This is a genomic window from Stenotrophomonas sp. 169, from assembly GCF_014621775.1.
In the GTDB taxonomy this organism is placed as follows: Bacteria; Pseudomonadota; Gammaproteobacteria; order Xanthomonadales; family Xanthomonadaceae; genus Stenotrophomonas.
Genome location: NZ_CP061204.1, coordinates 3,945,692 through 3,959,632 on the forward strand (window position 1 = coordinate 3,945,692; position 13,941 = coordinate 3,959,632).

Sequence of the window (13,941 nt, forward strand, 5' to 3'; positions counted from 1 at the left end):
TCAGGCAACGGGTACGAACGGCGCCCGTTGCATTTCCGCGGCCAGCACGTCGAGGAACGAGCGTACGCGCGCTGACACCGCCGTGTTGCGGTAGTACACCGCGTGGATGGGCTGGAAGACATCAAGGGTCTGCGCCGACAACACCGGTACCAGGCTGCCGGCAGCCCGGTCGCTGTGGGTCAGGAAATCGGACAGGCAGGTGATGCCGGCGCCTTCCACCGCCAGCCGGCGCAACGTTTCGCCGCTCGACGCGGCGATGTCCGGGCGGATCCGCAGCTGCCCCTCATCATCACCGGGCACTGGCCAACGGTTGAGCGACTCAGGCTCGTTGAATCCCAGCAGGGTATGCCGCTGCAGGGCCGATAGGCTGTCCGGCGTGCCGTGCCGCTGCAGGTATCCCGGGCCCGCCACCAGCTGCAACCTGCACCGGCCCAGCACGCGCGCATGCAGAGTCGAGTCGGCCAGTGGGCCGATGCGGATGGCCAGGTCGGTTCGTCGTTCCAACAGATCGATGTAGCGCTCCGAGCTGTTGACCTCCAGGGCGACGTCCGGGAACTGATCGCGATAGCGGGCCACCAAGGGGGCGATGACATGCAGCACGAAGGGCATCGCCGCGTCCACGCGCAGACGGCCGGCCGGACGCTGGCGACGCAGCGCCATCTGCTCTTCGGCCGTCTCCACCGCTTCCACGATGTGCCGCGCCTGGCGTACGAATGCCTCGCCTTCGGCGGTCAGGTGCAGCCGCCGCGTCGTGCGGGTCAGCAGCGTGGTGCCGAGCTTTTGTTCCAGGCGCGCCAGTGCACGGCTTACCCCTGACGTGGTCTGGCCGAGCTGCTCCGCTGCCGCGCTGAGGGTGCCGCAGTCGATGACCGCCAGCAGCGCCTGCATCTCATCAAGGGTTGTCTTCATGGAGCCATTATTGACCATGACGCAAGAGTGATTGGCGTGAAGATGGCTTCCGGCGCAAAGGTACGCGGCGCAGACTGCGCTCCTTCCTCCTCGCTGGACCCTGTCATGACCCGTGGCATTCCCCTCGCCCTTCTGGCTTTGACTCTCGGCGCCTTTGCCATCGGCACCACGGAGTTCGTCATTGTCGGGCTGCTGCCCACCATCGCCGCCGACCTGCAGGTCAGCCTGCCCTCGGCAGGGCTGCTGGTGTCCCTCTACGCATTGGGGGTGGCGATCGGTGCCCCCGTGCTTACCGCGCTCACCGGCCGCGTACCGCGCAAAACCCTCCTGGTCGCGCTGATGGTGGTGTTCACCCTCGGCAACCTGGTCGCCTTCCTGGCCCCCGGTTACAGCTCACTGATCGTCGCGCGCATCCTCACGGGCCTGGCGCATGGCGTGTTCTTCTCCATCGGCTCGATCATCGCCACCTCGGTCGTGCCGAAGGACAAGGCCGCCAGCGCGATCGCGATCATGTTCACCGGCCTGACTGTCGCCCTGGTGACCGGCGTGCCGCTGGGCACCTTCATCGGCCAGCACATGGGATGGCGTGCGACGTTCCTTGCGGTCTCCGCGCTGGGTGTCGTGGCCCTGCTGGGCAGCCTGTTGTTCGTCCCACGCAACCTGGCACAGAGCGTGCCGGCGACGTTCGGGCAACAACTCGGGGTGCTGGCACAGCCGCGCCTGCTGCTGGTGTACGCCATGACCGCGCTGGGCTACGGCGGCACGTTCCTTTCCTTCACCTATCTCGCCCCGATCCTGCAGGATGTCACCGGCTTCTCGGCCAACGCCGTGAGCGGCGTGCTGCTGGTGTATGGCATCTCGGTGGCATTCGGCAATGTGTGGGGCGGCCGACTGGCCGACCGGCTGGGCCCGATTCCCGCGCTGAAGCGCATCTTCGCGCTGCTTGCGCTGGTGCTGCTGGTGCTGACGTTCACCGCGTACAACCCCTGGCTGGTCCTGCTGACCGTGCTGGCACTGGGTGCGGTGGCGTTCGGCAACGTGCCCGGCCTGCAGGTCTACGTGGTCAAGCAGGCGCAGCGTTACGCACCGCAGGCAACGGATGTGGCGTCCGGCCTGAACATCGCCGCCTTCAACATCGGCATCGCCCTCGGCGCCTCGCTGGGCGGCCTGGTGGTGGAACACGTCGGCTTGATGCACACGCCCTGGTTGGGGGCCGTGGTGGTCCTGGGCGCGCTCGGGTTGACGGCGCTGAGCGGCCGCCTGGATCGACGCGATGGCATCGATGAGCAGGCCAACGGTATCGCCGTTGCCGCGCATTGAGCACCATCCCGCCGCCACGACGCAGCGTTGCCCGCATGCACACACCCCCTGCCCTACCCTCTTTCCATCCCCTGCTGGAGTTCTCCCCCATGACCCTTCCTGCTCTCGGCCTCGGCACCTTTCGCCTGAAAGGCCAAGCGGTGATCGATTCGGTGCGCAACGCACTCGACGTCGGCTACCGCGCCATCGATACCGCGCAGATCTACGGCAATGAAGCGGAGGTCGGTCAGGCGCTCGCCGAATCCGATGTGTCGCGCGATGACGTGTACCTGACCACCAAGATCTGGATCAGCGACTTCCAGCCCGATGCGCTGATCGCCAGCCTGGAGGCCAGCGTGCAGAAGCTGCGCACCGATCGGGTCGACATGACCCTGATCCACTGGCCCTCACCGGACGACGCGGTGCCGATGGAGACCTACCTGCCCGCCCTTGCCGACGCCAAGGCGCGCGGGTTGACGCGCGCCATCGGCATCTCCAACTTCACCATCGCCCAGACCCGCCGCGCCATCGGCATCCTCGGCGCGGACCAGATCGCGACCAATCAGGTGGAGATCCATCCTTACCTGCAGAACCGCCTGCTGGTGCCGTTCCTGCAGGAACAGGGCATCCACATCACGGCGTACATGAGCCTGGCCTACGGTGAGGTAATCAAGGATCCGGTGATCCAGGCCATCGCAGGGCGCCATCAGGCGACGGCTGCCCAGGTCGCGCTGGCCTGGGCACTGCAGCAGGGCTTCGCGGTCATCCCCTCTTCGACCAAGCGCGCGAACCTGGCCAGCAACCTGGAAGCGGCCCGCCTGCGGCTGACCGACGAGGACCTGGCGCAGATCGCCAAACTGGACCGCGGTCATCGACTCGCCAATCCCGAGGGCATCGCCCCGGCGTGGGACTGATCGAGCCGGTTCGGCGGGCCCCTTTGTCGCGCTTTGGTAGCGCCGAGCCATGCTCGGCGGATTGCGTCAGTCCCGCAGCAACCACGCGCGCAGCGCCGCGCTGACCTCGGCCGGTTTCTCCATCGGCACCAGATGCCCGCTGCCAGGCACGACGACCAGCGTGGAATGCGGCACCAGCGCCTGCATTTCCTCGCTGATCGAGACGGGGGTGATGCGGTCATTCGCCCCACAGACGATCAACAACGGGTCCTGATAGCCGGACAGCACATCGTGCCCGTCCACCCGCTGCAGCGCGCTCTGCTGCAGGAACACCCCGGCGCCCAGCCGGGCCGTCATCGCACGCACGCGCTGTACCAGCCCCTCGTCATCCAGCCGCGAGACATCGATGTAACTGCGCATCAGCGTGTCACCGAACCCATTGAACCGACCCGGAAGACGCACGCTGGCCACCTGGGTGGCGCGCTGCGCAGCGCGTTCGGGCGAATCAGCACGAATCGAGGTGCCGATCAGGGCCAGCCGGAGAACACGCTCGGGTGCCGTGCGAACAATCTGTTGGGCGACAAAACCGCCCATCGAGAATCCGGCCAGTGCAAAACGCGGTGGCGCCTGCGCCAGTACGGCGTCGGTCACCGCCTGCATCGTATCGCCCCGGGTCAGATCGCCGACGGTGCACGCCGCGATATCCTCGAGTGCGGTCAATTGGTCGCGCCACAGCTCTGCATCATTGAGCAGGCCGGGGAGCAGCAGCAGCGGGATGCGTTCGGTCATTCGTGCATTATCGCCGGTCCGCGCATCACGCCAACAAGGTAGACGCCACCTGTTGCACCGGCAGGCTGACCATCATCACCGTGGAGTCGTCCGGGTCCAGCCGGGTAGTGAAGCCCAGGCTCTGGCACATCGCGATCATCGTGCTGTTCTCGCGCAGCACCTGGCCTTCCACGGTGTCCAGGCCCAGCCACTTCGCGTACTCGATCATGATCGTCATCAGACGCCAGCCGATGCCGTGGCCCTTCAGGTCCGACCGGATCAGGATGCCGTACTCGCCGCTGTGGTAATCGGCATCGGCATGCAGGCGGACCGCGCCGAGCATCTCGCCCGATCGCGGATCAAGGGCGACCAGCGCAATGGAGCGTGCGTAATCAAGCTGGGTCAGGCGCGCGATGAACTCATGGCTGAAGTGCTTCACTGACTGGAAAAAACGCAATCGCAGATCTTCGTCACTGACCCGGGCGAAGAACGCACGGAACAGCGCATCGTCCTCCGGACGGACGGGCCGCACGAAGGCGGTGCTGCCATCGGACAGCACCAGTTCGCGCTCCCATTCCTTGGGATACGGGAACACCGCAAACCGCGGGTGGCCACGTCCCTTGTGCAGGATGCGCGATGGCGCGACGGCCACGCGGGCATCCAGTGCAAGGATGCCTTCGCGATCGGCCAGCAGGGGATTGATATCCAGGGTGCGGATCTCGGGGATGTCCGCGGCGAGCTGCGCAAGCTTGACCAGTACCAGCGCCACGGCGCGCTCGTCGGCCGCCGGGAAATCACTGTACGGCTTGAGGATGCGCGACACGCGCGTGCGGCCGATCAGCTCGTGGGCCAGCCGTAGATCCAGCGGCGGTAGCGCCAGCGCCTTGTCATTGATCACTTCGACGGCGGTACCGCCGCGGCCGAACACGATCACCGGCCCGAACGTCGCATCGTCGGCGATGCCGGCAATCAGTTCGCGCGCTTTCGGGCGCACGATGGTGGGCTGCACCAGCAGGCCGTCGATGCGCGCATCGGGACGCAGTTCGCGCGCGCGAGACAGGATGCTGATCGCTGCTGCCTGCACCGCCGCGAGGGTGGACAGATTCAGGCGTACACCGTCCACCTCGGACTTGTGCGGAATATCGGGCGACAGGATCTTCAAGGCCACGCTGGCACCCTGCTCCAGCAAGGGCTGGGCCAGGTCCATCGCCTCGTGGGCATCGCGGGCATGCAGCACGGGTGCGGAGGGAATGCCATAGGCCTTCAGCAGCGCATGCGTCGCCAAGGGGTCAAGCCAGCGCTGGCCGGCAGCCAGTGCCGCCTCGACGATCGCGCGCGCCGCGCCGGCATCGACGACGAAATCCTGCGGCAGGCTGGGCGGGGTCTCCATCAGCGCACTCTGCGCATCGCGATAGCGCACCAGGTGCTGGAAGCCGCGCACGGCCTCGGCTTCGGTGGGATAAGTCGGTACGCGCGCGGCGTTCAAGGTGGCCGTGGCGCGCTCGTCGTTGCCCAGCCAGACGGCGAATACCGGCTTGTCCCGCTGATGCCGTGGCCGCAGGCCCAGTGTGCGGGTGAGTGCCTGCGCAGCGTCGGCCGATGAGGTGAAGGCCGTGGGCACGTTGACCACCAGCAGGGCGTCGTTTTCGTTGTCGGCCAGCAGCGCTTCGATGGCGGCGGCATACCGATCGCCATCGGCGTCGACCACGATGTCCACCGGGTTGGAGCGTGACCACCCGCGCGGCAGCACCGCATCGAGCTGCTTGACGGTGCTGTCGGACAGGCCGGCCAGCGTGCCGCGCAGTGCCGACAATTGATCTACCGCGAGCCTGCCCACACCGCCCCCGTTGCTCAGGATGGCCAACCGGCGGCCGGGGAACGCACCCAACCGGCCCAGGGTCTCTGCCGCGGTGAACAGCTCGTCCAGCGCGCTCACCCGCAGCAGGCCCGCACGGTTGAACGCCGCGCCATACACATCATCGGCACGTGCCAGCGCCTGCACGTGGGTGTCATTGCCCGGCATGATCCGTTCGGCACGCCCCGACTTCACCACCATCACCGGCTTGGAGCGCGCGGCTGCACGCGCAGCAGACATGAACTTGCGCGCGTCCTTGATCTGTTCGACATACAGCAGGATCGCGCGCGTGCGGTAGTCGGTGGCGAAATAATCCAGCAGGTCGCCGAAGTCGACGTCCATCGTGTCACCCAGCGACACCACGGCGGAAAACCCGACCGAGCGCGCCACGCCCCACTCCACCAGAGCAGCGGCGATGGCACTGGATTCAGAGATCAAGGCAAGGTCGCCGGCCTGCGGCACGTGCGCGGCGATGCTGGCATTCAATCGTGCATGGGGAGCGATCACGCCCAGGCAATGCGGGCCGAGGATGCGCAGGCCCTTGGCGCGCGCGCTGGCTTCGACCTGCGCCGCCAACGAACCGGGCCCCTCCCCCAGGTGCGCGGTAAGGATGATGGCCGCCGCAACGCCCAGCGCCGCTGCATCGGCGATCACCTGCGGCACGATGCTGGCCGGCGCGGTCACCACCACCAGCTCCGGCACCCAGTCCAGGTCTTTGAGGCGCTTGACGGTGCGCGTGCCATCGATCTCCGCATGGCGTGGATTGACCCACGCCACCTTGCCGGCGAAGCCCGCCCCGCGCAGGTTGCGCATCACCGCACGGCCCGCCGAACGATCACGCGGACTGCCCCCGATAACGGCAACGGACTGCGGGCGGAACACGGACTGCAGGTTGTAGGTGCTCATGGCCGTAGTAGAGCAAAAAAAGGGGACGGAGGGGATTAAGTCGCAATCGGCTCGCTACGCAGCGGCCGATTGCGACTTAATCCCCTCCGTCCCCTTTTTTCACAGCAGGGTGCCGTGGAGGATCGTGGCGGCAATGCTGAAGTAGATGACCAGCCCGGTGACGTCGACCAGGGTGGCAACGAACGGGGCCGAGGCGCTGGCCGGGTCGAAGCCCAGCCGCTTGAGGGCGAACGGCAGCATCGAGCCGGACAATGAGCCGAACGTGACGATGCCGACCAGTGCTGCCGCGACGGTGAAGCCGAGCAGCAGCCAGTGTTCGCCGTAATCGTGCAGTCCGCCCAGCTGCCACACCGTGATGCGGGCCATCGCCAGCGTGCCCAGGATGGTACCCAGCACGATGCCCGTAGGCAGTTCACGCAGGGCCACTTTCCACCAGTCGCGCAGGCGCAGTTCGCGCAGTGCCAGGCTGCGGATCAGCAGAGAGGTCGCCTGCGAACCGGAGTTGCCGCCGGAGCTCATGATCAGCGGGATGAACAGCGTCAGCACCACCGCACGGGCGAGCTCGTGTTCGTAGTGCTGCATCGCGCTTGCCGTCAGCATCTCGCCGAGGAACAACACGCTCAGCCAGCCGCCGCGCTTGCGCAGCATCTCCAGGAAACCGATCTGCATGTACTGCTTTTCCAGCGCCTCCATGCCGCCGAACTTATGCGCGTCCTCGGTGGACTCTTCGATCAGCGCATCCAGGATGTCGTCCACGGTGACGATGCCCAGCACGCGCTGCCCTGCATCCACCACCGGGATCGCCAACAGATCGTGGCGCCGGATCAGCTGCGCGACTTCTTCCTGGTCCATCTGCACGTCCACGGTGACCGGTGCGTTGACCTGCGCCACGTCGAGGATGGCGTCCTGCGCCCGACCGGTGATCAAGCGGCGCATCGTCACCACCTGCTGCAGGCGCTGGCTGGCCGGGTCGAGCACATAGATCGCGTACACGGTCTCGCGCGTGCGCTCCACATCACGGATGTGCTGCAGGGTCTGCCCGACCGTCCACGTGGCAGGCACGCTGACGAATTCGGTCGTCATCAGTGCACCGGCGGTATGCGGTGGATAGCTCAACAGCTGCTGGATCACCTGCCGTGCGTCGGCGCTGATCAGGGGCACCAGCCGGGCGCGCTCTTCTTCATCCAGCTGATGGACGATATCGGTGGCGCGGTCATCGGCCATCAACCCAAGCAGCGCGGCGGCGCGGGCCGGCGGCAATGCAGCCACGAGGTCGCCGGCGCGCTGCAGCTCCGGCGCTTCCAGCAGCTTCACCGCGCGCGGCAACGGAAGCGCGCCCAGCAGTTCCACGGCGCGGGACAGCAACAAGGTGTTGAGGTATTCGACCGCATCGGCCGTGTTGAAACCGGCCAGGGGTGCGGCAAGGGTGGCGGCGTCGGTAGCGGGACGCAGCATCTGCTTCTGGTTCATCGTGGTTCGCCTTCGTGGTTGCAAGCGCAACGCCAACGCAGGCGAACCGTCCCTGTCAGGCGGTCGCCGTCGCTGGCGTCGAACGAGGTCGACTTCTACTGTCGCTGGACATGGGGGTTGGACTCCGGAAGGGTGTGCCGACGGGCATGCCGTGGCGGGGGGCAGGATGGACCTGTCGGCAGGGTGGGTCAACCCCATCGCGGCGCCGGGTAGGGTCGCACTCAGTTTCCGCGCTGCGCCGTGGGCAACACGCGGCGCATAATGACCGCCGAGGGTCCGGTGCTTCGCATCCGGCCCGTTCCCCCGCATCCCAGACGTTCCTCCCCATGCATAGCGGTGTGCTTGAACTCGCGTTGGTCCTGCTGCTTGCGGCGGTGATTGCCGTCCCCGTATTCCGCCGCCTCGGCTTCGGGGCAGTGCTGGGCTACCTGGCCGCCGGCGTGGTGCTGGGGCCCGATGGCCTGGGCTTCGTGCAGGATGCAGACCGCATCCTCGGCGCGGCTGAGATCGGCGTGGTGATGCTGCTGTTCGTCATCGGCCTGGAACTATCGCCGTCGCGACTGAAGGTGATGCGACGTTCGGTGTTCGGCGCCGGCGCGCTGCAGGTCGCCAGTTGCGGACTCGTGCTGGGCGGCCTGCTGATGCTCGATCATTTCCAATGGAAGAGCGCGTTGGTCGTGGGCATCGCCCTGGCCCTGTCATCCACGGCGGTGGGCCTGCAGCTGCTGTCCGAGCACAAGGCGCTGAACAGCAATCATGGCCGACTGGCCTTCGCGATCCTGCTGTTCCAGGACCTCATCGCCATCCCGTTGTTGGCCGCGATTCCGCTGCTGGGCGGCGCGCGCAACCAGACCCTGCACTGGCAGGATGCCGCCATCGCGATCGGTGCGCTGGCGGTGGTCATCCTGTGCGGACGCCCGCTGCTGCGCCGCGTGTTCGGCGTGGTCGCACGCAGCCGCAGCCCGGAGGTATTCACCGCCACGGCGTTGCTGGTGGTGCTGGGCACGGCGTGGTTCATGCAGGAGGCGGGGCTGAGTGCCAGCCTTGGGGCGTTCCTGGCCGGAGTGCTGCTGTCTGATTCGGAGTTCCGGCACGAGCTGGAAGCGCAGATCGAGCCCTTCAAGGGGTTGTTCCTCGGCCTGTTCTTCATTGCCGTCGGCATGGGCATCGATCTGGACCGCATCATCGCCGAGCCGGGCATGATCGCCGCCGGCGTGGGCATCCTGCTGGTGGTCAAGTTCGGCATTCTTTACGCCATCGGCCGCTTGGCCAAGCTGCCGTCGCGACAGGCGCTGCTGCTGGGCAGCGTGCTGTGGCTGGGCGGTGAGTTCGCCTTCGTCGTGTTCAACGAGGCACAGCGCGCGCAGTTGCTGGGCAGTGCCAATCATGATCGGCTGGTCGCCATCGTCGGTCTGTCGATGGCGCTGACACCGCTGCTGATGATCGTGCTCTTGCGGCTGCTGGGGCGCGAAGCGAGCACGACCACCCAGGCCCCACCGGCTGACGACGTCGCACCGGATAATCGGCCGAAGGTGCTGATTGCCGGCATGGGACGCTTCGGCCAGGTGGTGGCACGGCTGCTGACGGCGCAGAAGGTGCCTTTCGTCGCACTGGAAGCCAACCCGGATACCGTGGCCGACCTGAGGCGATTCGGTAACCAGCTTTACTACGGTGATCCGACCCGCCCGGAGATGCTGCGCGCAGCCGGCGGCGCCGAGATCGCGGTGTTCGTGGTGACGATGGATGATCCCGAAACCAACCTGCGCGCGACGCGGTTGATCCGCAGGCTGTATCCGGACGCGCGCGTGCTGGCGCGTGCGCGTAACCGCCAGCATGCGTGGCGCTTGATGGACATGGCCGCCGAACCGTTCCGCGAAGTCTTCGGGACCAGCCTGGAGCTAAGCGAACGGGTACTGATCGCGTTGGGCATCCCGGGCGACACGGCGAAGCGGCACGTGCAGCGTTTCCGCGAGCACGACGAGAAGCTGCTGCGTGACCAGTACCTGGTGTACGACGATGAGACCGCCGTGATCCAGACCTCGCGTGACGCCCGCGCCGATCTGATGCATCTGTTCGAGGCCGACGCAGGCCACGATGGGGACCGTTCGCGCGAGGACCAGTGACGACAGGGGCTCGTCACTGGCCAGCGGCGCAGCGCTTCATTCGCGCAGGAAACGCGCCATCGATGACACGCCCGGGACCCGGGGTGCGAACTCACCTGCCACGTCGATGAAACCGCGCATCACCGCGATCTCGCGCGGGCTGCGGTTGAGTGTGTCGCGTGCCTCGGGGTCCGCTCCTGCACGCAACAGGCGCTGGACCAGCAGCGGCAGTCCATGCAATGCGGCCAGGTGCAGCGGCCCGAACCCGCGTGGATCGCGGACGTCCAGCGATACGTCTTCATCCAGCAGGCGTTCGACGCCGGCCAGCACCACCTGCTCGTCGCAGGCCGTGCCCGGTTCGGCACGCGCGCCCAGCAGCAACAGCAGCGGGGTTACGTCACCTGCAGCGGACTGATCCGGTTCGGCCCCTGCCAGCAGCAGGGTATCGAGCAGCGCCAGCAGGCGCGAACGATCACGCGCGGAGAATCCGTACAGCGCGGCGCAATGCAGCGGCGCCAGTTGCTGTGCATCGCACGCGTGGACGTCGGCACCGGCGCTGAGCAGACGCGCCACGATGTCGGGCAGGCCCAGGGCCGATGCCAGCATCAACACCGTGACGCCGCCCGGCAGCCGGTGTTCCAGCTGCGCACCGGCGTCCAGCAGGGCCGACACGATATCCATCTGGCGCATGCTGACCGCCGCTGACAACGGCGTGGCACCGCTGGCCGAGGCATGTTGCGGATCCGCCTGGCGGGCCAGCAGCAGGTCCACCACGGCCAGGTGCCCGCCGCCTGCGGCACGCAGCAGGGCGGTACAGCCCTGCGCATCGACGCTGTCGACGGCGAAACCCAGGTCGATCAGGCGACGCACGGCATCGACATCGCCGGTAGTGGCGGCCGCGGCCACGTCCGACTCGCGCAGGGTGCGGCGCGGCAGGGCCCATACCCGCCAGTCCAGCCAATCGGCCAGATCGCGGCGGCCACTGGACAGCGCCACGCCCAGCGGCGTCTGGCCATCGGCGGCACGGGCTTCCGGCGATGCGCCATGGCGGACGAGCGTCTTCAATGCGGCTTCGCGACCGAGCGCGGTCGCCAGATGCAGGGCCGTCATGCCATGGCTGTCGCGTGCTTCGCGGTCCACGCCCAGGCTCAACAGGCCCGTCTGCAGGCGCAACCAGCCCAAACGCACGGCCAGCGACAGCGGCGGATCACCTGCCGGGGACGCCGCGAACGGATCCGCGCCCCGCTCCAGCAGCTCCAGCGCCAGTTGTTCAAGTCCGCGACTGGCGTGGTCATGCTGTGCACACGCCGCCAGGAACCGTGCCAGGCCGCCGGCGCCGGCGGGCGATACGCCCTGCTCCAGCATGGCCTGCAAGGCAGGCACGGCGTCCACGCCACGCGCGAGCAACGCGAACATCGGCGTGTCGGTGCAGGCATCGAGCGCGTCATGCGAGGCGCCGTGCTGCAGCAGCCAGCTGACCGCGCGCGGATCCAGTGCCAGTTCGGGATCGTGCAGCAGCGCGCCCAGTTCGTCAGGGCGGCACAACCGGACCAGCGCCTCCAGGCCGTCCAGATTGCCGAAGCCCAAGGACTCGCGCAGCAGTTCCAACGGCGGCCGGTCAGGCAGCAGCGACGCCCCGCCTTCGCTGCCTTCGGCGGCCGCGAGGCCGTCGCTGACCGCAGCGGGCAGCGGATACGCGGGGTCGAGCATGCTGACGATGGCCCAACGGCCCGCTTCGGCAGCGCTATCCACCGCGCGTCGTGCCACGGGATCTGCCAGGTCGGCGACCAGACCCAGGTCCAGCAGGCGACGGACCAGCTGCGGGGGGACGTCCGTTGCCATCGCGGCCAGCATCAGCGCGTTGCGGCCGTCACCGTCCACTGCCGCCAGGTCGGGCTTGTGCGGCAGCAGGTGTTCCAGCACGGCGGCACGACCGCCTGCGGCAGCCTCCAGCAGCGGGGTGCGGCCCAGGGCATCACGCGCTTCCAGGTTGGCTCCGGCCGCCAACAGCGCATCGATGATGGCTGAGTGGCCTGCCAGCGCCGCTTCATGCAGCGCGCTGCGGCGCTGGGCGTCACGCGCATCGGCGCGCGCCTTGTGCTTGAGCAGCAGCTGGACGCCCGCGGGATCATCATCGTCGGTGGCCGCAGCGGCCAGCAGCACCGGAATGCCTTCCACGGGCTCGGCCCGCGCGCCGCGTTCCAGCAGGAAACGCGCCAGCCGCCAGTTGCCGACCTGACAGGCCACCGCCAGCGGTGACCAGCCTTCATTGTTCAGTGCGTCGATTTCGGCGGCGGCGTCACGCAGCAGCGCGGCCACCCCGGGATCCGAGCTGCGCGCGGCATGGTGCAGGGGCGTATTGCCATCGGCGTCGGTGGCGCGCGAATCGGCGCCATTGGCGAGCAGCGTCATCACCGCTTCGGGACGACCGTGCCAGCTGTCACGGGTCGCCGCCAGCAGCGGCGTCATTCCCTTGTGCGGTGCATTGACGTCGACGCCGCGCGCGATCAGTTCGCGCAGCAGGCGCAGGTCTGGCAGCACCGCGGCCAGCACCGGAAGATTACGTTGGTCGCGCCATTGCGGGTCCGGCGCAGCACGCGGGTCCGCGCCGGCCTGCAGCAGCTGCAGCGCGCGCTCGATGCGGCCATGTCGCGCCGCTTCGTAGAGGGCCGGGCCCAAGGCATCGGCCTGCATCGGCTCCAGTGCCGTGGGCACGGCGTCGACCCTGGGCTCGTTTGCTTCCCACGCGGTACGCAGCGCGTCCGTGTGGGTCGCCGGGGCCACGCGCCCCGTGCCGGCCGGTGCGATCCGCTGCAGCATCAGGTGCAGCAACGGCGACAGCAGCACAATGGCAGCGACGGCAGGCCAGCGCAGCGCCGCCGGCAGCAGCGCCGGCCACGCTGGCAACACGACAAGCGCACTAATCGCCAGTACCAGGGCCGCCACGGCCAGTCCGCGCCACGCACCAAGGTCGCGGCCGGACAGGCCTGCCCCATGCCGCTGCAGGCCACCGGCCAGACGTTCCACGTCGCTCCACAACGGCCAGGTACGCCAGACGGCGAGCAACGCGACCCCCAGCAGCACCGCCAGTCCCAGCGCGGCGGCCAGGCTGCCGCTTTCACGCAGCGCAGCCAAGGGCCAGGCCATCAGCAGCGCCAAGACCGCAGGGCCGGCCAACCACAGCGCCAACAGCGCGGGAACCTCTTCGCGCAGCACCTGCGGCACGGCGCGCGGTACGCGGCTGCGACGGGCCCATGACACGCCCAGCGCATACACCGGCTGCGCCAGCGCCGCCAGCACCGCGCCGGGGATACCCCCGATGGCGGCACCCAGCGACAGCAACGCGCCCAGCCCCAGGGCGCCGTATACCTCGCGCGGCCTGCGGTCAGTCATTGTGGCGCGGCATCATGCTGGTGATGCTGGGCGGCACCTGCAGGTAGAACCCGCGACTGGCCAGCTCGGCACGCACCAGCGCCGCGTCGGCGCGGGCAAGGCGGCGATCTTCGGTCAGCGCGACTTCCATCACCAGATCGAGTTTTCCCAGCGAGGCAGCCAGCGGTGCAGGCAGCACAGCGAAGCCATCACGCTCGGCGAGATAGACGTAGGTGTCGTCTTTACGGTGGCTTTTGTAGACGTAGGCTTGCATGCTTTCAGGTTTTACCCTTTAAGACATGATTGTGTCGGAAACCCGTCACGGGCGGAAGGCGTCACAGCCCCGACAGCGCCACTGCGGCGAACT

The 13,941-nt window shown here is 68.0% G+C and carries 9 protein-coding genes; 3 read left to right on the plus strand and 6 right to left on the minus strand.

What is annotated here, in order from left to right; all coding sequences use genetic code 11:
- Positions 1-909, minus strand: coding sequence for a LysR family transcriptional regulator (locus ICJ04_RS17270; RefSeq protein WP_188325390.1), 909 nt, complete (start codon positions 907-909; stop codon positions 1-3).
- A gap of 105 nt (positions 910-1,014) precedes the next feature.
- On the opposite strand from ICJ04_RS17270, the gene ICJ04_RS17275 reads away from it, so the two are divergent.
- Both ICJ04_RS17275 and dkgB read left to right on the plus strand, forming a co-directional pair.
- Positions 1,015-2,229, plus strand: a complete 1,215-nt coding sequence (locus tag ICJ04_RS17275; RefSeq protein ID WP_188325391.1) for an MFS transporter — start codon at positions 1,015-1,017, stop codon at positions 2,227-2,229.
- An 89-nt stretch (positions 2,230-2,318) separates the two neighbouring features.
- Entirely contained in the window at positions 2,319-3,122 is an 804-nt protein-coding gene (gene dkgB / locus ICJ04_RS17280; RefSeq protein WP_188325392.1) for a 2,5-didehydrogluconate reductase DkgB, read from the plus strand.
- A 66-nt stretch (positions 3,123-3,188) separates the two neighbouring features.
- Here the strand turns inward: dkgB and ICJ04_RS17285 are convergent, their stop codons facing one another.
- The 3 genes from ICJ04_RS17285 to mgtE form a co-directional block, all read right to left on the minus strand.
- A complete protein-coding gene (locus ICJ04_RS17285) occupies positions 3,189-3,890 on the minus strand; it encodes an alpha/beta hydrolase (protein ID WP_188325393.1) in 702 nt (233 codons plus the stop codon).
- Positions 3,891-3,915: 25 nt separating this feature from the next.
- Positions 3,916-6,630 carry a bifunctional acetate--CoA ligase family protein/GNAT family N-acetyltransferase gene (locus ICJ04_RS17290; protein ID WP_188325394.1) on the minus strand — a complete coding sequence of 905 codons (2,715 nt, stop codon included), beginning with the start codon at positions 6,628-6,630 and terminating at the stop codon, positions 3,916-3,918.
- 99 nt (positions 6,631-6,729) lie between these two features.
- On the minus strand, positions 6,730-8,100 hold the full coding sequence (gene mgtE / locus ICJ04_RS17295; RefSeq protein ID WP_188325395.1) for a magnesium transporter: 1,371 nt from the start codon (positions 8,098-8,100) through the stop codon (positions 6,730-6,732).
- A 326-nt stretch (positions 8,101-8,426) separates the two neighbouring features.
- Between mgtE and ICJ04_RS17300 the strand changes: the two genes are divergently transcribed.
- Positions 8,427-10,223, plus strand: a complete 1,797-nt coding sequence (locus ICJ04_RS17300; protein WP_188325396.1) for a monovalent cation:proton antiporter-2 (CPA2) family protein — start codon at positions 8,427-8,429, stop codon at positions 10,221-10,223.
- Positions 10,224-10,259: 36 nt separating this feature from the next.
- Here ICJ04_RS17300 and ICJ04_RS17305 read toward each other — a convergent pair whose 3' ends face one another.
- Positions 10,260-13,595: an ankyrin repeat domain-containing protein gene (locus ICJ04_RS17305; protein ID WP_188325397.1), complete on the minus strand. Its 3,336-nt coding sequence runs from the start codon at positions 13,593-13,595 to the stop codon at positions 10,260-10,262.
- Positions 13,588-13,848 (minus strand): YcgL domain-containing protein, encoded by a 261-nt coding sequence (locus ICJ04_RS17310; RefSeq protein ID WP_188325398.1) that lies wholly within the window; start codon positions 13,846-13,848, stop codon positions 13,588-13,590. The genes ICJ04_RS17305 and ICJ04_RS17310 overlap by 8 nt, the downstream gene beginning before the upstream one ends.
- Positions 13,849-13,941: the final 93 nt, after the last annotated feature.